Origin of the sequence: Actinomadura decatromicini, assembly GCF_008121305.1 — a bacterium.
Classification (GTDB): Bacteria; Actinomycetota; Actinomycetes; order Streptosporangiales; family Streptosporangiaceae; genus Spirillospora; species Spirillospora syzygii.
In genome coordinates, this window is record NZ_VSRQ01000005.1 from 310,301 (window position 1) to 332,425 (window position 22,125).

Sequence of the window (22,125 nt, forward strand, 5' to 3'; positions counted from 1 at the left end):
TCCGTGCGCCTGCCCGAACCCCTGGCCGGTGGCTTGGTGGTGATGGTCAGCGGACTCCGCGGGGCCTGAACTGCACGCTGATCCGTGGGCCGGTCACGCGAGCGCTCTTCGGGATGGCGTGTTCCCACGTGCGCTGGCAGCTTCCGCCCATCACGATCAGATCGCCGTGCCCCAACTCGTGGCGGACGGTCGCGCCGCCGCCGCGAGGCCGCAGGAGCAGGCTCCGGGGAGTTCCCACCGACAGGATCGCGACCATGGTGTCTTCAGATGCGCCCCTCCCTATCCGGTCGCCGTGCCAGGCGACGCTGTCGCGTCCGTCCCGGTAGAGGCAGAGCCCCGCCGTACGGAACGGTTCCTTCAGTTCGCTTGCGTAGTGGTCGTCCAGCGCGGACTTCGCCTCGTCCAGGACGGGGTCGGGCAGGGGAGCGCCCTCGTCGTAGAAGGCGAGCAGGCGCGGGACGTCCACGACCCGGTCGTACATGTGCCGCCGCTCCGCCCGCCACGGCACGGTCTCCAGGAGCCGCTCGAACAGCGCGTCCGCCCCGGGGATCCAGCCGGGCAGGACGTCGACCCAGGCGCCCCCGGACAGCCGTGTCCGCCGCGCGTCGGTCAGCGGACGCGGACCGCGCTCGTCCGTGTCGTCCAGCAGTGAAGCCTGGAACATGCCACCACTGTACCCGCTGAATCAAACATGTGTTCGATCGGCGGCGCCGGACTCAGAATTCCTTCACCAGCTCCTTGAGGAGCGTGATGCTGCGCGCGGGCGGCGCGGCCCGGATCGCGAGCAGGTCCATGATGTGCTGGTAGCGCTCGGCCTCCCGGCCCTCCGGGTAGCGGGCGCTGGTGAGCTGTTCGAGGTAGACGACGTCGTCCAGCTCGTCCTCGCCGAACCGGATGATCGTGACCGGCCCGCCGAGCGCGAGGTGCCCGCCCGCCGCGAACGGCAGGATCTGGATGTTCACGTTCGGCAGCGCCTCCGCGACGGCGATCAGGTGCTCGACCTGGGCGCGCATCGTCGCCGTCCCGCCGATCGGCCTGCGCAGCGCCGCCTCGTCGATGACCGCCCACAGCCGGACCGGCGTGACCGAACGGAAAAGGATCTTCTGCCGCGTCAGCCGCACCGTGAGCCGCCGGTCGAGCCCGTCGTAGCCCGCGTCGAAATGCTCCAGCCCGATGACGGCGCGCGCGTACTCCTGCGTCTGGAGCAGCCCCGGGATGTACTGCACCTCGTAGGAGCGGATCGTCGTCGCCGACTGCTCAAGGCCGACATACTGCTCGAACCAGCTCGGCACGACGTCGCCGTAGCTCTGCCACCAGCCCGGCTTCTTCGCCTCCTGGACGAGTTCGACGAAGCTCTCCCGCTCGTCCTCGTCCTCGATGCCGTAGAGGTCCAGCAGGTCCAGGACGTCGCGGACCTTGAAGCCGTGCCGGCCCAGCTCGAGGCGGCACATCTTGGACTCCGAGCCGCGGATCGCCGCACCGGCCTCGGCCCGCCCGATGCCCCTGTCCTCCCGCATCCGACGCAGCCGCGCGCCGATCTGCATGCGCAGCGCGGTCGGACCGGCCTCCCGATTGTCCAGCACTCTTTCTCCAGTGCTCGTAGGCCACGACGACCCTCGGAGGGTCTCACAGGCATTGCCGGACGCGCAGGAGACCTCGCGTCAGAGATATGTCACTCTCGTCCCGGCTTTACAAATCACATCGTCAGCGTGATTGGCAAGAACCCCCATTGCCCACTCACCGCCCGACCTGCCCCGCACCCTTTCCTGCACCCGCCCCCTTGGTTGACTGCCGTCCCGCCGCGGGCAGACGCCGGGGTGTGCTCCTGCGGCGCCCATCCCCTTTCCCGTGTATGCGGACGGGGCGCCAGGCGGGGTGCCAGCCTCGTTGGGGGGTGCCGTGGGGTTCGGGTCGGGGGTGTCAGCTTCGGGCGGGGCGCTCCGGGTTCGGTGCCGGGCTCGTTCGGGGGCCGTGGGGGTCCGGTCGGGCGTGTCAGCTATGGGCGCGGCGTTCCGAGTTGGGTGCCGGGCTCGTTCGGGGGCCCGTGTGGGGTTCGGGTCGGGGGTGTCAGCTTCGGGCGGGGCGCTCCGGGTTCGGTGCCGGGCTTGTCCGGGGGCCGTGGGGTCCGCTCGGGCGTGTCAATTGCGGGCGCGGCGTTCCAGGTCAGGTGCCGGGCTCGTTGGGGGGCGTGGGGTTGGTCGGTGTGTCAGTTGTTGTTGGGGACGGTGGTGTGGCGGCGGTGGGGGACGAGTAGGTCCAGGTCGGCTCTGGTCACGTGGGCCAGGGCGGCGACCCGGTCGCGGTCGGTGCCCGCCGTGGCGACGATTTCCAGGGCCCGGGTCAGCATCGTCGGCTGTTCGAGCGGGCGCGCCGGGCCCGGCTCCTGGCGCCGCCAGCCCCGCGAGCTCAGCGCGGACATCGCCGTCCGGTACGCGGTCTCCGTCATCACGCCGAGCGTGCGCGCCCGATAGAGGAGCGCCGCCATGCTGACGCCCCAGGCCGCCTTCAGCTCGCCGAGCCGTTCCCAGTCGGCCTGGTTCGGCAGTTCATCGCCGATCTCGTCCGCGGGCATGAGGAATTCCGCCGCGAACCGATGCGCCTGATCTTCGACGATCTTCTCGCCGGGCTCGGCGTCGGCGTGCATCACCAAATGACCCAGCTCGTGCGCGCCGTCGAAACGGTTACGCCAGTAATCGCCTTTGGCCGGATTGAAGAAGACCATCGGGCGCGGATGGACGCCGACGCTGAACGCGTCCACCCGTTCCGCCGCGTCCGGCAGCACGAGCACGACCACGCCGTGCGCCTCCAGCAGGCGCACCACGTGCGGCACCGGCCCGGGCTCGGCGACCAGTGCCTTGCGCGCAAGCCTGGCCGCCTCGACGGGCCCGCTCCCGGCGATCTCGTCCGGCGGGACGACGTACTCCGGCAGCTCCACCTCGGGCAGGTCGACGAGCTCCTCAAGCGCGGCGACGACATCCGTGGCGATGCGCCCGTACGCGAGCGCCTGGTCGCGCTCGATCTGGCTGGTCGAGCGCAGCGAGCGGAAGTGGGCGCCGTCCAGCGACACCGGGCTCCGTCCGGCGCCGAAGAACGCCACGGGCACGCCGAGCGCGATCGCCAGGCGTCTGACGGTCGGCTCGTCGGGCCGCTGCACCCCGGCCTCGTACCGCCCGATCGCCTTCGGCGTCGTCCCGATGGCCTCCGCGAGCTGGTTCTTGCGCAGGCCCCTGAGCCGCCTGGCGAGCGTCAGCCGCTCGCAGTCGAACAGCACCCGCGCCACCCTTTGCTAACCCGATCTCCGTTGCCGACCCGATCCTGCCGCTAAGCCGCCCCAATTGCCAGGCCAACCTTGCCGCCAAGCCGACACCGCCCCGGGCCGACCTCGCATCGAGCTGGCCTGATCGCCAGGCCGACCTCACACGAGGCCGACCTGATTGCTAGGCCGACCTCACCCCAGGCCGACCTGGTCGTCAGGCTGACCTCTCCGGTGAACCCGATCCGGTTCGCCAGGCCGATGTCGTCGTCAGGCCGATCTCGTCTCCCTGCGGAGCCGCATGGGGACGTCGTCGGTGTCGTCCTTGCCGTCGGCGTCGTCCCAGAGCGGCATGGTCCGCTCGACGAGCTTACGACGTGGATCAGGCCCGATGGCGTCGTCGATCTCCCGTATCCAGTGCCAGGCCGTACCTCCGTCCGCGTTCCACCTGGGACGTCCCAGGAAAAGCTCCATTTCCAGCGGTTCCTCGCTGGCGCTGTGCGCGAGGACCAGCGTGATCACCCCGGGCGTGTCGCGCTGGATCCCGAGCGGCAGCTCCAACTGCGGATCGTCGACGTACCCCTGCCGCGCCACGGCCTGCTTGGTGGGACTGTCCCGGTCCCACCGGATCGACCGGACGTTGCCGAACTCGTGCCGCTTGAGCAGCACCCGGTAGGGCCCGTACCGCCACCCGGGCGACCCGTTCAGGTCGTCCCGGACGACCGTCTCCGCCAGGTCGCGCTTGAAGACGCGGTCGAGATGGCTCTCCAGCAACTCGAACGCGCCGACCCCGTACGTCCGCTCCTTGAACCCCGCGGCCCGGCTCAGCCCCCCGAACAGGACCAGCGTGGCCTCCCGGTGCGCGTCCCGCAGGGCATGCAGGAAGCCCGCCGTGCGGAGTTCGTCCCAAACGACCCTGTCCTCAGCCACGCTCGCCACCCTAGGCGGCGCCTCCGACATTCCGAGCCGCCGTCCTCCGAGCCCCTACGAGCAGCCCTCGAACTGCGGGACCTCCTCGACGAGCGGGATACGGCTCTTCCCGAACCATTTGCGCAGGAGCTTGGCGGCCGTCCCGTCCTGGTACATGGTGGTGATGGCCCGGTTGACCTTCTCGCACCGGTCGATCTCGCCCTTGCGCATCCCGACGCCATAACTCTCGTCGGTGAACGGCTGGTTGAGGATGTGCAGGTCGCTCGCCGCGAATCCGGCCAACACCAGATCCCCAGTGGAAACGGCGTCGACCGCCCCGGCCCGCAACTTCGCCACACAGTCGCTATAGGACGACCCCGGGACGAGCCTCGCCGGAATGCTCAGCCCCTTGACGACCCGCTCAGTCGAAACCGAACCGCTCGCCTTGCACATCCGCCGTCCCGCCAGGTCGCGCACACTGCGGATCGCCGTCTCTCCACTCCGCACCATCACGTCCTGATGCGCCACGTAATAGGCACCACCGAACGTCACCAGCTTCGCCCGGTCGGGCGTGATCGAGTACGACGCCAGCACGAGGTCGACGGAATGGTCGTTCAGCTTCCGTTCCCGGTTGTCCGACCGCACTTCCCGGAACCGCACCCGCGATGCCCCGAGCCGCCGAGCGATATAGGTCCCGACATCGACCTCGAACCCGCGGAACACCCCTTGCTCCCGGTAACCGAGACCAGGTTGATCCGCCTTGACTCCGATGACGATGACCCCGTCCCCCGAAACCGAAGCCTGCGCCACGGTGCACCCGACCAGCGCGACGCTCAAAGCCATGACCCCGAATACGGAACGCACCCGCCCATGGCTACAACCACGACGCGATCAAAAGATGAACACCACATGTTCTGCCCGCGACCACAACATGTCACCTACCAAAAGGCCGCAGGTCACACGGCTAACCCGAACCATGAACCGCCATCAGCCCTTACGCAGCTTCCGCTTCTGCTTCTGCCTCCGCTTCTGCTCCCGCTCCCGACTGCTCCGCACGGGCGGGGCCTTCCCCTCCGCCACGTAACTCTCGTGCTGCTGCCACCCCTGCAACCATTTCCACCCGGCCCCCAACGCCGCCGTGGCCCCCGCCACCATGAATGCGGTCACCTGCCCCTCGTCCAGATGAGCCCCAGGCACAGCCTGCGCCACAACCCCCGCCAACCACCCGGCAGCCACAGCGAACACAGGAGTCAACAAAGCAACCCCCCGCCCCAACCAAGACCCTTCCCCATCCGGCCCCTGCTCCGCCGGATTCCCCTCATCCGCCACTGCCCACCACCTGCTCCCTTGCAGAGCGACACGCCTACCTCGGCACGCTAAGCGTGATGGACCAACTACAGACCGCGCGCCTGACCTGGCGCAAGTGTCATCCGGTATTCACTTTGGCGTAGTGAAAGACATCAGCCGGAAGCGGATAGGTCAGCTCCCAGACGATGCGCATCGGCCGCTCACTTTCGTGCGAGAGGTACGTCATGGGCCCGGCGTAGTCATAGGCGTCTTCCTTCTCTTCACGCAGGAACAGGTGGACCGTCGAGCCGCGGGCAGCGTGATTGATGTAGCGCTGCCCGGTCTCCGAACGCTCCCGCGTCCGCCCCTGAGATTCCCACTGGAAGAGCGTCTGGCTGATCGCCCTGTCGTTGTACATCGTGGACGGAGTGAACTGCGCCTCGGTCTTATTGATCGTGACTAGGAAGACGTCCGCCTGCACCTCGGGGAACCATTGGACGCCAGCGACCATGTAGCCCGAGATCTCCAACCCGAACGCAGCCAGGGCCTCGCCCCGCGTGTAGCGGGCGTGAAGCCGTAGTGGCAGGTCAGAGACCTCGGGGATGGCCGGTGTGAGGCGGTCGATTCTCGCGTAGAGCACGTCGATCACTTCGAGGAGTTCTTCGCGGCGCGCGGAGTTGATCCACAACCGGGCCAGGTGCTGCTCCACCGCGCTGAGATCCTTGCGGGCATCGAAGGCCGTGTTCAGCATCGAGAGCAACAGCTGTTCCTGAAGGGTCGCCTCGGCAAGGCTGGGTGGCGTCGGGCGACTGAGAAGATTGCGAAGGAAGTTGAGGCGTTCCGGGTCGTTGATGTGGAGCAGCCGGCCGATCATTTTGCGCTGGCTCGTGTCGTCGTCCGCAGACGGGATCGGGCGCTGATCGAGATTTACATCTCGGCGCAGCGCCGCCCACCCACCTCTGCTGCCGCGGTAGAGATCCTCAACTTCCCGTCCGCTGTGATCGAGGAAGTCGCCCAGGGACACATCGCCTTGTTCTTTCAGCTCGGAAGTAAGGTCCTTCCAGCGAAGGCTGAGGGTCTGCTTGATGTTGGCGAGGACGATCTTGCTGACCTCGCGGTCCAGATCGATGGAGCAGCCGGCTGGCAGGGTGGGGAAACCGGCCTCTATCTCATGCTCTAGCTGCCCGCGACGCTTCCCGGTCAGCGCGGTGAAACGTCTATCGAACCGGAACTCCTTGCGCTGTAGACCAACAAAATCTAGAACAGTGAGGACGGGTTTATTGCTGGTCAGTCTGAGACCGCGACCCAATTGTTGAAGGAAGACGGTAGCGCTCTCGGTGGGTCTGAGGAACAAAACGGTATTGATGTCGGGGACGTCCACGCCCTCATTGAACAGGTCGACAGTAAAGACTATCTTGCTCTCGCTGCTGCGGAGTTTCTGTAGGGCGACGGCGCGCTCCTGGGCGGTCATCTTTGACGTTACGGCCAGGGCGGGAATCCCTCGCTGCGTGAACCGGGCGGCCATGAAATCCGCATGCGCGATGCTCACGCAGAAACCGACGGCCTTCATCGTTGCAAGGTCATCGAGCTTTCTTTCCAAGGCTTCGACGACCATGGAGACGCGGGCATCATGGCGGGTGTAGAGCTCGGTTAGCTCCTGAGCGTCGTAGTGACCGCTTCGCCAGGAGATGTGCGAGAGATCTACATCGTCGTGGATGCCGAAGTAGTGGAATGGCACGAGCATGCCGCGCTCCAGCGCTTCCCACAGGCGAAGCTCGGCAGTGGGGCGCCCTCCGTCGAACCAATGCAGGATGTCTTCGCCATCGGCGCGCTCGGGCGTTGCGGTGAGTCCGAGCAGAGCAACAGGGGTGATGTTGTCGAGAAGCTCACCGTAGGAGCGTGCCGCCGCATGGTGGAATTCGTCGACGATCACCATATCGAAACGATCGGATGCGAGATGAGGTAGGGATCTGAGCGATTGAATGGATGCGAACACGTGCCGCCATTGCGAGGGACGATCTCCGTCCACCAGTAGTTCGCCGAAGTTTGCGTCCTTTAGCACGGTCCGGAACATGGCTAGGCTCTGCGCCAAGATCTCTTTGCGGTGGGCAACAAAGAGAAGTGACTCTATCTTCCCGGCTTCGCGGAGGCGCTTATAGTCAAGAGCGGCCACGATGGTTTTGCCGGTGCCCGTCGCCATGACGACAAGGTTGCGCCAGTGGCCATGGTTCTCCCGTGCTGCCTGCAACACGTCGAGAACTTCTTGCTGGTAAGGCCGTGGCACGACGTCGATGTTGGCCACTTGGAGCGGAAGGTTCCGCTGTTCGCCTTGCTCGCTCGCGAGTGCGGCCGCGAGTCGCTGGTGGTCGCGTTCGGGGTCGTAGAGCTCGAAGGCGGGGTCGTTCCAGTAATCCTCGAAGGTTGCCGCGAACGTATCGACCAGATGTGGCTGCTCGGCTCGGGCGAGCCGCACATTCCACTCCACTCCGTCCAGCATCGCCGTCCGCGATAGATTGGACGAGCCTACATAGGCGGTATCCAGTCCCGAGTTCCGGTGGAACAGCCAGGCCTTGGCATGTAGTCGGGTGCGGTGCGTCTCGTATGAGACGGCCACCTCGGCACCCATGGAGACGAGCTTTTCGACCGCGCGGAGTTCCGTCGCGCCCATATAGGTCGTGGTGATGACCCGCAATTTTCCGCCGCGGGAGAGGAAGCCCTGCAGGGCGTCCTCGATGAGCCGAAGGCCGTGCCACTTGACGAAAGCGATGAGGAGATCGACCCGATTGGCGGAGGCCAGCTCCTTGACGACCTCACGCCCGATCTGCGGCTGCTCGCGGCCGTTGACCAGCAGGGCGCTGGAGGTCAACGGGACGTCCGGCCGTTCCGGGAAGGCGACGGCACCGTCCGGCAAGCGACCTTCGGCAATGGCGAGCAACACGTCCTGGCTCGAAGCGAGGAGGTCGTCGCCGCTCGCCGCCTCCGGGACCACGGACGCGATCGCATGGCTGATGCGGTTGGCGGCACTTACCTGGTCGGCGATGTTCGCCTGCTGCCCTCCGGCGATCCTGAGCGCGCGCCGGATCTGGGTTGCCAGGTGTCGGACGAGCAGTTCCTCGGCGTCGACTCTTTTCAAGTCATCGCGATGGACGAGGTCGTCGTCGACTGCCTCCAGGCGCCGCTGTAGCTCGGCGGTGACCACCTGCTCGTAGATGCCGGGGGCAAGCTCAGCCATGGGCCAACGGTAGGGGACGTCCCCGACAGAAACGCCGATAACTGGAGACTCGGCCAGGGGCGGTTAGGAGGTGGTGGTGGATTGGATTAGGTCTAGGAGGCCTGCTTCTCGGTTTTGGGCGGTGGGGCCGTAGTCGTGGCTGTAGGTGAAGTCGGCGTTGGGGAAGATGTTCAGCCACATGGCGCAGTAGTTGCCAGGCATGAAGCAGGGTTCTAGTTCGGTGTAGACGCGGGTCACCTGGTCGGGGTGGACGCCCTGAGCGGAGAGGCGTGCCCAGAGGGTGTGTTCGGGGTGTTCCACGCCGACGCGGGTTTCCTCGGTCTCTATGTGTTTGGTTCCGTCTGGTTCTTCTATTTCGAAGGCGACGGAGGCGGGGAAGCTCAAAGCGTGGCGGATGAGTTCCAGGACGCGGGGCCACCACGATTCGTCGTCGTCGAGGGCGGGGGCGTCTGTTTCCAGGAGGCGGGTGCGGAGGGTGCGGAAGACTTCGACGGGGTCCTGGGTGCCAGGGGAGCGGAGGGTGGGGAGGGCCTCGTCGAGGGCTAGGAGTGATTCTAGGAAGGACGCTACGTCGGCGTTTACGTGCATTGGGGCTACGTCGGCTACTACGAAGACGGCTTCGACTGCGCCGGTGGGGGTTAGGCAGATTTCGGCGCCTTGGTCTGTGCCCAGGCGGCACCATGTGGCCTTTTCGGGCGGGAGGTGCGGGGCGTCTATTGAGGCCGCGTATTCGCCGAGCGTTAGGGGTTCGTCGTCCGTGGCGTAGAAGTACGGCGGGACTTGGACGGGTAGTCCGGCGGCGAGGGCGGGGCGGGCCGCCTCGGGGACGGGCGCCGGGTCGATGGGGCGCAGGGCGCCGAAGTGCTCGGTGAGGCGGGTGGCCAGGTCTTCCCTCATCGGTCCAGTCTGGCAGTCGGGGGTGGGCGTTAGGCTCCTGTGGGTCGATCGTGAAAGGCGGGCGTGGTGGAGCCGGACGAGTTCGAGCGCGTGCTGGCGCAGGCGCGCAAGACGCTGGAGTCGATGCGGCGCGGCGGGCCGGCGGACGAGGGCGAACCCGTCGAAGGGGTCGGGGAGGCGGCCGAGGGGCGGGTCAAGGTGACCGCGGTGTCGGGCGGACGGCTCAAGAACGTCGAGATCAACCCGCGGGCCATGCGGCTGTCGCCGGAGGAGCTCGGCGGGCATCTGACGGCGGCGGCGAACGCGGCGCTCAAGGATCTGCGCGGCAAGCTCGCGGACGCGGCGGGCGACACGGTCGACGCCGGGGCGCTCGCCCGGCAGGTCGACGAGATCCAGACGGAGGGGCTGCGTCAGCTCGGCGAGTTCAACACGGCGATCAACGAGGTGCTGGGGAAGATCCGGGGCGGGTGATCCGCAGGGTCGCGGTGCCGTGCGGGCCCGCGACGGCGAGGAGGCCCTCGGGGGTGAGGGCCAGCGCGTTGACGGTGAGGCCGGGGTTCATGATCTGCTCCTCGCCGTCCAGGAGGTCCCAGATGCGCAGGTGGCCGTCCGTCCAGGCGACGGCGGCGACCGGGCCGGACGGGAGCACCGCGAAGGCCGCCGCGGTGACGCCGGTGTTGCGGCGGATCATCGGCTCGTCGATCGGGGCCTCGGCGACCGGCCAGAGGCGGACGGTCCCGTCGGCGCCGCCGCTGATCACGCTGAGCCGTCCGCTGCGGCCGTGCACGCCCGCGACGGCGGTCACCGGGCCCTGGTGCAGGCGGTGGGACCGGACCTGTTGCGGAGCGTTCGCGGGCCACACGTGCACCTGGCCGGACGTGTCTCCGGCGACGAAATGGCTCAGGTCGGCTGAGGCGCCGAGCGCGGTCAGGCCCGGCCAGGTCTTGAGGGTGTCGCGGACGGTGCCCGCCGTCACGGGGCCCGCGTCGTTGAGCAGGCCGCTGATGCGGTCGGCGCGGCTCTCGGACTTCGTGACGGCGGACGCGCGGACGGCGCGGTGCGCGTCCAGGTGCAGGACGCTGCCGTCCGAGAGCCAGACGAGGCCCCATATGTCCGGTGTGCCGCCGGCGATGCGTCCGACCGGGGCGCCGGTGGACGCGTTGAGGATGTGGAGCGCGCCGTCGGCGGTGGCGACGAGCAGGGCGCCGTCGCGGTGGACGAGGGCGGAGACGGGGCCCGTCCAGGTGTCGCCGCCGACGTCGCACCAGCCGGGGTGCCAGGAGGCATGGGGAGCGAACCGTCCGGTCAGGGAGTCGTCACCTCTGAGGCGGGCGGAGAGGGTCAGCAGTGACGCGCGTTCGGCGGGGTCGGACGACGCCATGAGCCCGCGCCCGACCGCGCGCCAGGTCGGCCAGAGCGGTGTTTCGAGTGTTTCGAGTACGGCCGTCGCCGCCCGCGGGTCGGCGTGCACGAGTTGCCCCGCGTCCTCGACCAGGCGGTCCGCGACGCCGGTCGCGGCGGCGTGCCGGAGCAGGTGCGTGGTCGTGTACGGGTCGCTGCGCGCCCACTGCGGGACGCCGCCGGAGTCCTTCGGGACCTGCTCGTAGAGGGCGCGGCCGAGCGCGTGCTCGATCTGCGCGGCGAGCTGCGGCGTCCGGGTGCGCAGGACCGCCTCGCGCAACGGGCGCAACGCGAGCTGGAAGCCGTCGTCGACGCGGGTGACGAGCGGCGCGGCCAGCGCGACGGAGGCCTGGGCGCGCTGGACGTCGCCGGTCAGCGCGGCGGTCAGCGCCGTCCACCGGGTGCCTTCGACCAGCCCGTATGCGGACGCCAGCACTTGGATCGCCGGGACGGCGTCCGGCGGCACCTGTGCCAGCCACCGTTCCGGGACGTTCTCCGACGCCCCCGCCAGGAGTGCCAGTTCGGCGAGGCCCACGTTCGGGAACAGCGCCTCGGCGGGCGCTGTTTCGCGGCCGTTCGCGCGCAGCCACGCCGTGAACGCCGCCCGGTCGGTCATCGCGGGATCGTCGAGGTGGACGACCTCGGCGGGCACCGTGAACGCGGCGAGCGACTCGGCGCGTCCCTCGGTGAGGAGCCGGACGTGCTGGGTGTCCAGCAGCGGGTTGAGGAGTTCGGTGATGATCGCGGCGGCGGAGGCGCCGTCGCAGGCGGGGCCGGACTCGTCCAGCTCGCTGATCACGATCGTGGCGGGACGACGATCCGCCGCGATGTTCGCGACGATCGTCTCCGGCGACCGGCCGGGCACCGACAACTGCTCCGCGAGCGCCCACGCCAGCCCGTGCAGGGTCATCCCGCGCGCGCTCAACATGGCGTGGACGGCCCGCACCGGACCCGTGTCGCTGAGCGCCGCCCATGCCGTGAGGTGGCTCTTTCCGCTGCCGGGCGCGCCGGTGACGACGCAGAGCCTCGGGCGCAGGACATCCGTGAGCCAGGCGCGGACGGCCCGTCCCGCCGGGTCCCGGCCCGCGCCGATGGACGGCGCCTGGCTCATCTCGACCGGTGTGTTCATCACGTTTCCTGGGCCGCCTGCTGCATGAGTTCGAGGAAACCGCGCTCGCGTTCGTCCGCCGTCGCGCCGTAGTCGAAACTGTACGTGAATTCGGCGTTCGCGTAGCGGGCGAGCCGCATTTGGCAGTAGTTACCGGGAAGAAAGCACGGCTCCAGCTCCGTATAAACGCGGGTAACCTGCTTTGGAGCGATTCCCTTGGCGTCCAGCCGTTCCCAGAGCAGGCGCTCGGGATGGGGCAGGCCCACACGCGCCTCTTCCGTCTCGACGTATTTCCCGCCGGACGCGTCCTGATATTCGATGGCGGCGGCGAACGGGTAGCTCAGCGCATGCCGGATCTGTTCGAGGACGCGCGGCCACCATGCCTCATCGTTCTCCAACGCGGGTTCGTCTATGCGCAGCAGCGCGGCGCGTAGCTCGCGGAAGAATTCGACGGGGTCTTTGTCGCCGGGCGATCCGAGCAGTGGGAGGTACCGGTCGAGGGCCAGCAGGGACGCGGCGAAGCGGGGCACGTCGCCGTTGGCGGTCATCGGCGGCGCGTCGACGGCCACGAACACGGCCTGGACGTCCCCGGCCTCCGTCACGCAGATCTCCGCGCCCTGGTCGGTCCCGACGCGGCACAATTCCGCGAAGTCGGGCGGCGGGTCGGGATGGCCGACGGACGCGGCGTATTCGCCGAGCGCGAGCGGCTCGCCCGTGGAGGCGGTGAAATACGGGCCGACCTGGAGAGGCAGGCCCGGATCTGCGAGCGCGTCCGCCGCGCCGGGCGGCAGCGGGCCCGGCAGTTCCTCGCCGGGAAAGCGCCGCAGCCCTCGCGGGCCGAAATGGGCGACCAATTCACCGCTCATCGGCGGCCTTTCCCGTGATGCGGGCGAGGGCGTCGGCGGCAATGGCCTGATAGGCGCGGTCGGTCGCAATGACCTCGGTGCTCGGGCCGTCCGCCAGAACGTGCGGGCTCTCGGCGATTTGCTGGATGTCGGGGACGGCCGCCGCCGCGTCCGCGCCGATGTCTCCGAGGCAGCGGACGGCGAGCATCCCGGTCGGGGTCGCGGCCACTGCGTCGACCAGGTGGGGCAGTGTCCTGGCTGTTTCGCCCGTTGCGTGCTGGACGATGGCGGCGCCCGCGGGCGTGGTCTCGTCCAGCAAGGGCAGGGCGGGCGCGGCGGCGGGGCCGAGGTCGAAGAGGCGCTCGGCGTCCTCGTCGTCGGGGCCGTCGCGGAGCGTCCCGGACAGGAAGCGCAGCGGCTCCTCCCCGTCGCCCGTGATTCGCCAGATCGCCCAGGCGGCGTTCTCGCTGTTCTGCGGGCCGTGCTTGCGTCCGAGATAACCGCGCAGGGCGGGCACCGCGTCCGCGGCGGACGGGCCGAGCGCCGCCAGCGCGCGCGCGGCGAACGGGACGCCCTTGCGACGCTCCAGCAAGGAGATCAGGTCGGGCAACAGTGGCAACGCGCGCTCGCCCCACGCGGCGAGCCCCGCCAAGACGCTGTTCAGATAATTGCCCCCGAACCCGGTGCCCTTCTTGGGGTCGCTCAGGAATTCGCGGACGGAATCGAGCAGCACGTCGGCGTGCGCGCTCATCCCGCCGAGCGCGGCGGACGGGTGGAACGACAGGCGCGGTTCGGCGAGGTCGGCGGCGAGGGCGGAGACGCAGCGCGGGTCTCCGACGCGCCCGAGCGCCTCCAGGGCGCTGCCCGCGATCAGGTCGTGCTGGTGGTCGAGCAGCGGGACGAGCGCGTCGGCGACGAGCGAGATGTCCGGTCCGCCCTGTTTGATCTCCCAGGCGGCGTCCTTGACGACCTCGGTCTCCCCGTTCCCGAGCAGCTCGGCGAGGGCGGGGAGCAGCTCCGCCGGCCCGGCCCGCCACGCCCGCATGACCTGGCCCGCGCGGTGGACGGCCGCCGTGTCGGGGACGGCGAGCGCGTCGCGCGCCAGGCCGATCTGCGCGCCCGGATGCAGGTCGAGCGCTGACGTGAAGAAGCCGACGCGGCCGCCGTCCAGCACCCAGAGCTGGTCGTCGAGCGCGGACTCCGGGGCCTGGATCTCGTCGGAGACGGCGCGGAGCAGGTCGTCGTCGAGGTCGTCGACCTCGCACCAGAGCAGGGCGACGGCGGCTGCGGCGCGCACCTCGCGCCGCCGGTCGGCGCCGCGCTCGCGCAGCCAGTCGAGCGGGCGTTCGTCGCGTTCGCAGCACATGTCGCCGACGGCGAGGACCATGCTGGCGGCGGCGCCCGCGTCGTCCTCCGCGACGGCGGCCGACTGGAGGCGCGGGACGAGGTCCGGCTCGTGGTCCGGGAAGTCGGCGAGGACGACCGGCGCGGCGGCGCGGACGGAGGGGTCGCCGTCGTCGAGCAGGCTCGACAGCGTCGGGACGCCCTCCTCGACGGCGGCCCGCGCGTCCCGCGCCCAGGTCAGGACGGTCGCGAGGTCGGGTTCGTCGTACTCGTCCTCGTCGTGCTCCTCGAGCTCCCAGAGGGCGCCCGCGATGTCGGAGAGCAGCCGGAGGATCTGCGGCCGGTGGTGCGTGCCCGGGGCGGAGACCAGCTCATAAAGGACGCCGACCGCCGGTACCGTCGCCGGATACACCCACCCCTGGTGGTAGATGCTCCCGGACAGGTCGTAGAGGGCGCGCTCGACGACCGCCGCGTCGTCGGACGCGACGCGCTCCAGCGTGTCGGGCAGGTCGGCGGCGGGACCGTAGGCGTGGACGAGCCCGGCCCAGTCGGCGACGTCGCCGAACCGTCCGCTCATCGCGGCTCCACCCTTCCGGGCATGGCCTCGGGTTGGTCAGAGTTTTCCGGCATGTCTCTTGACGGCCGAGTTCGCGGCTGACTTGGAACCAGGTATGTCATTGTCATAAGGATAGCTGTAGGTCACGTCGACCTTGTTCTTGAAGTATCTGGGTATCCATTCCTCGCACCACGCCCCCGGGACGTCGCACGGCTGCCGTTCGGTATAGACCTCTTTGAGCTTTCCGCCGCGTTCGAGGATCTCCATCCCGGCGCGCTTCTCGGAGTGGCGGCCGTCGCTGCGCGCGACCATGATGCGCTCTTCGCCGTTCTTGTCGATGTAGCGGAAGGCGGCGAAGTTGCGTCCCGACTTGTCGCCGGTGGCCTTGCGGGCGTCATCGACGGCGCGGGCGAGGTCGTTGCTGTCGCGGCCGACCTTGCGGGTTCGCACATTGGGACCGGTATTGCCCTGCTCGTCGGGCTTTCGGTCTTTCATGTGGTACTTCTTGGAAAGCTCGCCCTCCCGCGCCTTGTTCGGGTGGATCAGTTCGTATTCGCGGGTCTTTCCGCTGCGGCTGTGGAAGGTGCGGGTCTCCGAGAGGACCTTGGAGATGACCTTCGCCCCGGCCGCGCCCGGCTTGCCTCCCGGTTTGCCGCCGGGTTTGCCGCCCGCCTTGTGGCCACCGCCCTTGTGCTTAGCCATTGAGCAGCGCCTCCACCGCCATGTTGAGGAGCTGGTCGATGATCGCCTGACTGATGATCTTGAAGATCGGGATCTCCGCGAGGGACGCGCCGAAGGTGGCGACGGCGGTTGCGATGGCCTGCGCGATCTGAATGGCGAGAATGATCAGCTGGACGATCACGTTGATCTTCAACGCGAGCACCACGACGCCCGCGATGAGGAGCCCGGCGCCGACCAGCATGCAGTCGGTTCCGGCGCCGCGGATGTTGGCGGACGCGGCCTCCTCGTCCGTCCAGTCCTTCTGGAAGGCCTCGAAGTCTTCGCCTTTGTTGGACGTCCAGACGCCCTGCGCCACTTGGTCGGCGTTGGCGGAGGTGGATTGGAGCGTCCCGCCGAAGGAGATCCACTTGCCGCCCATCTCCATCAGCTTCGTCTCGTCGGCCTCCGGCCAGGAGAAGCCGAGCATCCCGAGCAGGCTGATGAGCTCACCGGGTAGTTGCAGGCCCATCGATCACCCCAGTGCCTTGGCGACGGAATTGACGCTCTGGACGTTCGACTCTTCCATCTTGGTGTAGTTCTTCGCGACCGCCTTGAGCGCTTCGGCGCGCTCCCCGAGTTCTTCGGAGTTCTCCTCGAAGCATTTCATCGCGGCCTCGAAACAGGCGGCGTGCGCGATCCCGATGAGCATTCCCATGTCGTCGCCGCCCCACGGCTCGCCGAATCCGGTGATCTCCGACTGGAACTGCGACACCTGCTGGGAGAACTCGTCCGCGACCTGCTTGAGCCGTTCGGCGGACGCGGTGATCTGGTCGGGTGAAACCTGGAAGCTCTCGGTCATCGCCGCCCTCCGTGCAACTGAGCCATCAGATCCGAGATCGACTGCGTCATCTGCCGCATCTGACGCATGCTCATGTCCTGGAGTTCGCGGGCCTGGGCAGTGAGCCGCTCGGTCGCGGCGGCGTCGGGCAGCGCGGCGGGTCCCGCCCGCAGGTCCCCGAAGGCCGCGTTGACGGCGGTGGCGACGTGCTCGCCGATCTCCTCGGACGACATCCGCATCGCGCGCGGGGCGAGGTCGATGGACGTGATCTCCCCGTCCGCCGAGACCGTCGCGCGGATCAGGCCGTCGGCCGCCTCGCCGCGTCCCTCGGCCTTCGGGCCGCCGCCCGGCTGGTCGGGCTTCGCGGCGCCCTGCGGCTCGGATCCCAGTACGGCCCGCGTCAGGTTGAGCAGATGTTCGAGCTCACTCCCCGCCATCCCCGTCATCGAGAGCCTCCCGGTTTAGGTCATCTGGGAGATCATAATCAATCGGACCGAATGTGGCGAGCGTTGGGAAAGGCGGCTGAACTGCGGGAATGGCGAAGTTTGCCGTCTCGGCTCGGTGATAATGATCACTCGTGCGGGAACGCCCAGAACGGCGGGAGCGGCGGGGTCCGTCCCGGCGGCGAAGTAGAACCTGTTCTTGTCTCGGCGGTCCGGACGCGTCAGGCTGGGCGCATGGACCTGATCGCCCTGGAAGAGATCCGCCGCCTGAAGCACCGCTACCTGCGCTGCGTGGACCTGAAGCTGTGGAACGAGTTCGCCGAGGTCTTCACCGACGACGCCATCGCCGAGTACGACACCCCGGTGCTCGGCCGGACCCTCACGCTGGAGGGGCGGGACGCCATCATCGGCTACATGCGCGCCAACCTCGGCCCCGGGATGATCTCCGCGCACACCGCCGGCTGCCCCGAGATCGACGTGGAGGGCGACCAGGCGACCGGCGTCTGGTCCCTGGACGACACGATCATCATCCCGGAGAGTCGCCTGCTCATCAGGGGCGCCGCGTTCTACCGCGACGTGTACCGGCGCGGCGCGGACGGCCGCTGGCGCGTCGCGCGGACCGGGCACCGCCGCACCTACGAGTACACGGTGTCGCTGGACGACGTCCCGAGCCTGAAGTTCACGACGACCGGCGGCCCCTCGGCCGGCGGCTCCCGGTGACCGGGACGGTGCCTTGACCGCGTCCTAGAACGAGTTCTAGCGTCCCGCGCAGTGACTCGGCCGCGACCGGCGCACCGTGCGGTCCGGCGCCGCGATTCCAGGGGAGCCCGGTGGCCAACGACCCAGCACCAAGCCCTGCGGGTGACGACGATGTCACCCGGCCGTTCGCCGACGCCATCGTGGAGGCCGAGCGGATCATCCGGGGCGCGCCGCACGTCAAGACCGACCAGGATCTCGCCGAAGGGCTGGATTACCTGGCCGGAAGCATCAAGGCGTGCCTGCACATGGTGGGCGCCTACCAGCGCGATCATCCGTATTTCGCGTCGTCGACCGGCCCGTACACCAAACTCGGGCTCGATAATCCGGACACGCTCTATTTCCACGCCTACATCCGGGACGACGCCGAATACGTCGTCACCGGACGCCGCGGCACCACCGCCGACCTGAGCTTCCAGGTGATGAACGGCGACTACTCGCCCGCCCGGTCGCCGGACAGCCTCACCGCGTTCGACGACCGCGAGCTGGACATCGCCGCCGACGGGACGTTCCAGCTCCGTTTCGGCCCGCCGAAACCGGACGCGGGACCGGGGTACGTCACGCTCGCGCCCGGGTCGGCGATGCTGATCGTCCGGGAGGTGTTCAGCGACTGGACGGGCGAGCGTCCCGGCGAGATCCGCATCCACCGCGCCGACACGCTCGGGACGTCGCCGCCGCCCGTCCCGGCCGACCGGATGGCCGCCCGGTACGCGGTGGCCGGGAAGATGCTGCTCGCCAGGCTGCGCACTTTCCTGGCCTTTCCGGAATGGCATTACCTGCAATTGCCGGTGAACACGCTGACGGAGCCTCGGCCGACGCCCGGCGGGCTTTCGACGCAGTTCTCGTCCGTCGGCCACTACGACCTGGACGACGACGAGGTCATGGTGATCACCGCCCCGGCCGCCGACCGCGCGGTCGCGCCCTACCAGGGCTTCCAGCTCGGCAGCATGTGGTACGTCTCGCTCGACTACATCAACCACCAGACGAGCCTGACCGCCGACCAGGCCCGGGTGGACGAGGACGGCATGATCCGCTACGTCGTGAGCGAGCGCGACCCCGGCCTCGCCAACTGGGTCGAGCGCACCGGGCACCGCCGCGGCTACCTGCAGTTCCGCTGGCAGCGCCTCGCCCGCGACCTCACCCCCGAGGACGGCCCGACCGCCGAGGTGATGCCGTTCGGCGACCTGCCGCGCCGCCTGCCGTTCCACGATCGGCAACGGGTGACGCGCGCGGAATGGGCGGACCGGATCGCCGCCCGGCAGGTCGCCGTCGCACGCAGGATGCTCGGCTGATGGGCGCCGCCGGGCTGCTGGCCGGAAAGGTCGTCGTCGTCTCCGGAGTCGGGCCCGGCCTCGGCCGCGGACTCGCCGTGCAATGCGCGAAAGCCGGGGCGGACGTGGTGCTCGCCGCGCGAAATGAAGAGCGCCTCGCTGAGGTGGCGGCAGAAGTCGAGAAACTGGGGCAACGCGCGGTGACCGTCCCGACCGACATCACCGACGCGGCTGCCTGCGAACGGCTGGCGGACACCGCGACGGAGGCGTACGGGCGCGTGGACGGCCTCGTCAACAATGCCTTCGCGACGCCTCCGCTGAAGGACCTCACAAAGGTCGACCTCGACGCCGTGCGGGCGGGCTTCGAGACGAACGTGCTGGCGGCGTTGCGGCTGACGAGGCTTTTCGTGCCCGCCCTCGAAGCGCGCGGCGGCTCGGTCGTCATGGTGAACTCGGCGGTGCTGCGCCATTCCCGGCGGACGTTCGGCGCGTACAAGATGGCCAAGGCGGCGCTGCTCGCGATGGCGCAGAACCTGTCGACGGAACTGGGGCCGCGCGGCGTCCGCGTCAACACGATCGCGCCGGGCTACATCTGGGCCGACAACCTCAAGTGGTACTTCGACCATCTCGCGAAGAAGCGCGGAGTCACGGCCCAGCAGGTGTACGACGAGAACGCCGCGACCACCGACCTGCGCAGGCTGCCCGAACCGGACGAGGTCGCCGACGCGGTGGTGTTCATGCTGTCCCCGCTGGCCCGCGCGATCACCGGCCAATGCCTGGACGTCAATTCCGGTGAATGGCACCACTAGAAGGGCGCACCGATGAGCGCGGGACGCGAGAACGTCGGGACGGTCGAGGATCTGCACGCCTCGGCCCGCAAGATCACCGGACTGGACGACTTCGGCGACGACGCCTATCTCGACGGGTTGAAGGTCCTGCTGGAGTCGTATGAGAGGGACGCCGGGCTCACGCCGTTCGGGAACAGGGCGCAGCGGGCGATGCTGCGCGGCGCGCTGACGGCCCGGCAGTTCTCGGAGGCGGCGTGGCGGCGGTTCCCCGCGCATTCCGGCGTCCCGGTCGAGCGTCCGATCTTCGTGACCGGGCTGCCGCGCACCGGGACGACCGCGCTGCACCGGCTGCTCACCGCCGACCCCGCCCACCAGGGCCTCGACCTGTGGCTGGCGGAGGTCCCGCAGCCGCGCCCGCCGCGCGGCACGTGGGCGGAGAACCCGGTCTTCCAGGCGATCGACGCCGGATATCGGCGGCACCACGTCGAGAACCCGGAGTTCATGGGCGTGCATTACATCTCGGCGGACACGGTCGAGGAATGCTGGCAACTGCTGCGGCAGAGCATGCTGTCGATCTCCTTCGAATGCCTGGCGCATCTGCCGACCTATTCGTCCTGGCTCGCCGGACAGGACTGGACGCCCGCCTACCGCAGGCACCGGCGCAATCTGCAACTGATCGGGCTGAACGACGGCGGGCGGCGCTGGGTGCTCAAGAACCCCAGCCATTTGTTCGCCCTGGACGCGCTGCTCGACGTGTATCCGGACGCGCTGATCGTCCAGACGCACCGGGCGCCGCGCACGGCGATGGCGTCGATGTGCAGCCTCGCCGCGCACGCCACCGCCGGATGGTCGGACGTGTTCACCGGCCCGACGATCGGACGCGACCAGCTCGATTTGTGGGCTCGCGGGCTTGAGTTGTTCCGGGCCGAGCGGGCGCGGCATGACCCGGCGCGGTTCGCGGACGTCGACTACGACGACTTCGTCCGCGACCCGATCGGGACTGTGGAAGGCGTCTACCGCCGTTTCGGGCTGTCGTTCACGGAGGAGGCGCGAACGGCGATGGCGGAACTGCACCGCGAAAGCGCGTCCGGCGCCGCCAAACCGGCACACCGTTACTCACTCTCGGACTTCGGTCTGACGCCCGAGCAGATCGACGAACGCTTCCCCGGATACTGACGCCGTCCCGGGTTCTCCCGCTTTACATCACGGCTGAGCCGGCGGCGTAGTGGTGCTCGGTTTCGGTCGTTTCGCGGTGGCGGCCGTGCGCGCTCGGGTCGCGCATCTCCTCCAGTTGCAGGGCGATGCCCATGGCGAAGAACGTCGGGGCCCATTCGCCGACGAAGATGCCCCAGCGGTCGGCGCGGTCCAGTCCGGCGGTCTCGAACAGGCCGGACGCCGCCCAGGACGCGAACGCGAGCCCGATCGAGGCGATCCCCGCCTTGTACATGAGACCGGAGCTCACCCCCCGCCGATGCAATGTCTTGATCACGTTTCCCCCTTTGATCGGTCGGCTGCCTACCCGCCGGCCGGGGACGCAAGCCGTCCTTGCGGGAATTTTGCGTCCGGCGGACCGATGTGCGGTCGAAACGGGTGGACGGCCGGGTGATGGTGGTGCTGACGGTGCTGATCATGGCCACCTGACGGCCACCCGCGCGTTGGACGGCGTTTCTGCGTTCAACCGACTTCATGGACGGGCTGCGGCATCCGCGGCTCGTCCAGGAAATTCCGACCACCCCCGTGGAGGCGCTTTGTGTCCTCTCCGGACCAGCCGGATCATGCGTCCGGCCCGCTTATGCTGGCCATTACCGTCCGAAAGGACGGTTCCACGACAGAACTGCACCTGAACGGCGAGCTCGACATCGCCACCGCCGAGGAGTTGCGTCGGCACATCGCCGAGGTGATCGCCGCGCACGATCCGGATCGGATCCTGCTGGACCTTTCCGAGCTCAGTTTCGCCGACTCCACCGGACTGGCGGTGATGGTGTGGGCGCATCAGCTCATGTCGGGCCGGGGACGCCAATTGCGGTTGTGGCGTCCGCAGTCGCGGGTGCTGCGCATCCTGAACATCTCCGGCCTGCACCGGCGCCTGCACATCATCCCCGCGGGGCCGGCCGGGCGTCCGGCGCGGCGCCGTCCGGGGCGCCGCCGCTGACCTCGCCGAGTAACCGTCCGGACGCCGGGTACCGGGCCTGACATGGGCGAACGCGAGGACACGACGGCTGCCGAGTTCCGCGAGGCCGTCAATCTGACCGCCGGGGAACTGGAGCGCTGGCTGGACACCGAGGAGTCGCGGTCGGTCGGGCAGAAGGACGACGGCGGGGAGTCGACCGGCCATGCGTCCGGTCGGCGGATCGTCGAACTGCTGCGGACCAAGGAGAAGGACCTGACCGAAGAGGACTACGCGCATATGCGGAAGGTCGTCGGCTACGTCCACCGCCATCTGGCGCAGCGTCCGTCCGGCGATGTCACGGATACGCGATGGCGCTATTCGCTGTTGAACTGGGGACACGACCCGCTGCGATGATGATCGGCCGGTT

Annotated in this window: 23 protein-coding genes; 7 read left to right on the forward strand and 16 right to left on the reverse strand. The window is 68.9% G+C overall.

Annotated features, from left to right (window positions below; translation table 11 throughout):
- Window positions 1-46: 46 nt before the first annotated feature.
- The 8 genes from FXF68_RS24150 to FXF68_RS24180 form a co-directional block, all read right to left on the reverse strand.
- Complete coding sequence (locus FXF68_RS24150) at window positions 47-664, reverse strand: alpha-ketoglutarate-dependent dioxygenase AlkB (protein WP_148762919.1); 618 nt, start codon at window positions 662-664, stop codon at window positions 47-49.
- Between the two features lie 52 nt (window positions 665-716).
- The gene (locus tag FXF68_RS24155) at window positions 717-1,583 is read right to left on the reverse strand and encodes a helix-turn-helix domain-containing protein (protein ID WP_246178914.1); all 867 of its coding nucleotides are present in this window, start codon (window positions 1,581-1,583) and stop codon (window positions 717-719) included.
- 623 nt (window positions 1,584-2,206) lie between these two features.
- The gene (locus FXF68_RS24160) at window positions 2,207-3,280 is read right to left on the reverse strand and encodes an XRE family transcriptional regulator (RefSeq protein ID WP_148762921.1); all 1,074 of its coding nucleotides are present in this window, start codon (window positions 3,278-3,280) and stop codon (window positions 2,207-2,209) included.
- Between the two features lie 243 nt (window positions 3,281-3,523).
- A complete protein-coding gene (locus FXF68_RS24165) occupies window positions 3,524-4,183 on the reverse strand; it encodes a hypothetical protein (RefSeq protein WP_148762923.1) in 660 nt (219 codons plus the stop codon).
- A 54-nt stretch (window positions 4,184-4,237) separates the two neighbouring features.
- Complete coding sequence (locus tag FXF68_RS24170; RefSeq protein ID WP_148762925.1) at window positions 4,238-5,005, reverse strand: glutamate ABC transporter substrate-binding protein; 768 nt, start codon at window positions 5,003-5,005, stop codon at window positions 4,238-4,240.
- 144 nt (window positions 5,006-5,149) lie between these two features.
- Window positions 5,150-5,329: a hypothetical protein gene (locus FXF68_RS42520; RefSeq protein ID WP_187438083.1), complete on the reverse strand. Its 180-nt coding sequence runs from the start codon at window positions 5,327-5,329 to the stop codon at window positions 5,150-5,152.
- Window positions 5,330-5,588: 259 nt separating this feature from the next.
- Window positions 5,589-8,681: a DEAD/DEAH box helicase gene (locus FXF68_RS24175; protein WP_148762927.1), complete on the reverse strand. Its 3,093-nt coding sequence runs from the start codon at window positions 8,679-8,681 to the stop codon at window positions 5,589-5,591.
- Between the two features lie 63 nt (window positions 8,682-8,744).
- Window positions 8,745-9,578 (reverse strand): SUKH-4 family immunity protein, encoded by an 834-nt coding sequence (locus tag FXF68_RS24180; protein ID WP_148762929.1) that lies wholly within the window; start codon window positions 9,576-9,578, stop codon window positions 8,745-8,747.
- A gap of 66 nt (window positions 9,579-9,644) precedes the next feature.
- On the opposite strand from FXF68_RS24180, the gene FXF68_RS24185 reads away from it, so the two are divergent.
- A complete protein-coding gene (locus tag FXF68_RS24185) occupies window positions 9,645-10,049 on the forward strand; it encodes a YbaB/EbfC family nucleoid-associated protein (protein WP_246178915.1) in 405 nt (134 codons plus the stop codon).
- On the opposite strand, the gene FXF68_RS24190 is transcribed toward FXF68_RS24185, so the two are convergent.
- The 7 genes from FXF68_RS24190 to FXF68_RS24220 are packed head-to-tail and all read right to left on the reverse strand — an operon-like array spanning window position 10,015 to window position 16,776.
- Window positions 10,015-12,108, reverse strand: coding sequence for a hypothetical protein (locus tag FXF68_RS24190; RefSeq protein WP_148762931.1), 2,094 nt, complete (start codon window positions 12,106-12,108; stop codon window positions 10,015-10,017). The genes FXF68_RS24185 and FXF68_RS24190 overlap by 35 nt on opposite strands.
- Window positions 12,108-12,953 (reverse strand): nucleic acid/nucleotide deaminase domain-containing protein, encoded by an 846-nt coding sequence (locus FXF68_RS24195; protein ID WP_148762933.1) that lies wholly within the window; start codon window positions 12,951-12,953, stop codon window positions 12,108-12,110. The genes FXF68_RS24190 and FXF68_RS24195 overlap by 1 nt, the downstream gene beginning before the upstream one ends.
- On the reverse strand, window positions 12,943-14,853 hold the full coding sequence (locus FXF68_RS24200; RefSeq protein WP_148762935.1) for a HEAT repeat domain-containing protein: 1,911 nt from the start codon (window positions 14,851-14,853) through the stop codon (window positions 12,943-12,945). Before FXF68_RS24200 ends, FXF68_RS24195 begins: the two co-directional genes overlap by 11 nt.
- A gap of 36 nt (window positions 14,854-14,889) precedes the next feature.
- A complete protein-coding gene (locus FXF68_RS24205; protein WP_148762937.1) occupies window positions 14,890-15,534 on the reverse strand; it encodes a nucleic acid/nucleotide deaminase domain-containing protein in 645 nt (214 codons plus the stop codon).
- Entirely contained in the window at window positions 15,527-16,021 is a 495-nt protein-coding gene (locus FXF68_RS24210; RefSeq protein ID WP_148762939.1) for a WXG100-like domain-containing protein, read from the reverse strand. The genes FXF68_RS24205 and FXF68_RS24210 overlap by 8 nt, the downstream gene beginning before the upstream one ends.
- 3 nt (window positions 16,022-16,024) lie before the next feature.
- A complete protein-coding gene (locus tag FXF68_RS24215; protein WP_148347819.1) occupies window positions 16,025-16,351 on the reverse strand; it encodes a WXG100 family type VII secretion target in 327 nt (108 codons plus the stop codon).
- Entirely contained in the window at window positions 16,348-16,776 is a 429-nt protein-coding gene (locus tag FXF68_RS24220) for a YbaB/EbfC family nucleoid-associated protein (RefSeq protein WP_148762940.1), read from the reverse strand. Before FXF68_RS24220 ends, FXF68_RS24215 begins: the two co-directional genes overlap by 4 nt.
- Window positions 16,777-17,007: 231 nt before the next feature.
- Here FXF68_RS24220 and FXF68_RS24225 point away from each other — a divergent pair, with 231 nt between their 5' ends.
- From FXF68_RS24225 to FXF68_RS24240, 4 genes are all read left to right on the forward strand, one after another.
- Window positions 17,008-17,493, forward strand: coding sequence for a nuclear transport factor 2 family protein (locus FXF68_RS24225; protein ID WP_148762943.1), 486 nt, complete (start codon window positions 17,008-17,010; stop codon window positions 17,491-17,493).
- Between the two features lie 110 nt (window positions 17,494-17,603).
- Window positions 17,604-18,821, forward strand: coding sequence for a hypothetical protein (locus FXF68_RS24230; RefSeq protein WP_148762945.1), 1,218 nt, complete (start codon window positions 17,604-17,606; stop codon window positions 18,819-18,821).
- On the forward strand, window positions 18,821-19,609 hold the full coding sequence (locus FXF68_RS24235; protein WP_148762947.1) for an SDR family oxidoreductase: 789 nt from the start codon (window positions 18,821-18,823) through the stop codon (window positions 19,607-19,609). Before FXF68_RS24230 ends, FXF68_RS24235 begins: the two co-directional genes overlap by 1 nt.
- A 12-nt stretch (window positions 19,610-19,621) precedes the next feature.
- Window positions 19,622-20,764, forward strand: a complete 1,143-nt coding sequence (locus FXF68_RS24240) for a sulfotransferase family protein (protein ID WP_148762949.1) — start codon at window positions 19,622-19,624, stop codon at window positions 20,762-20,764.
- Window positions 20,765-20,786: 22 nt separating this feature from the next.
- Here the strand turns inward: FXF68_RS24240 and FXF68_RS24245 are convergent, their stop codons facing one another.
- Window positions 20,787-21,050, reverse strand: coding sequence for a hypothetical protein (locus FXF68_RS24245; protein ID WP_148762951.1), 264 nt, complete (start codon window positions 21,048-21,050; stop codon window positions 20,787-20,789).
- A 288-nt stretch (window positions 21,051-21,338) separates the two neighbouring features.
- On the opposite strand from FXF68_RS24245, the gene FXF68_RS24250 reads away from it, so the two are divergent.
- A complete protein-coding gene (locus FXF68_RS24250) occupies window positions 21,339-21,740 on the forward strand; it encodes an STAS domain-containing protein (RefSeq protein WP_187438084.1) in 402 nt (133 codons plus the stop codon).
- 42 nt (window positions 21,741-21,782) lie between these two features.
- Window positions 21,783-22,112, forward strand: coding sequence for a DUF3140 domain-containing protein (locus FXF68_RS24255; protein ID WP_148762955.1), 330 nt, complete (start codon window positions 21,783-21,785; stop codon window positions 22,110-22,112).
- The last annotated feature ends 13 nt before the right edge of the window (window positions 22,113-22,125 follow it).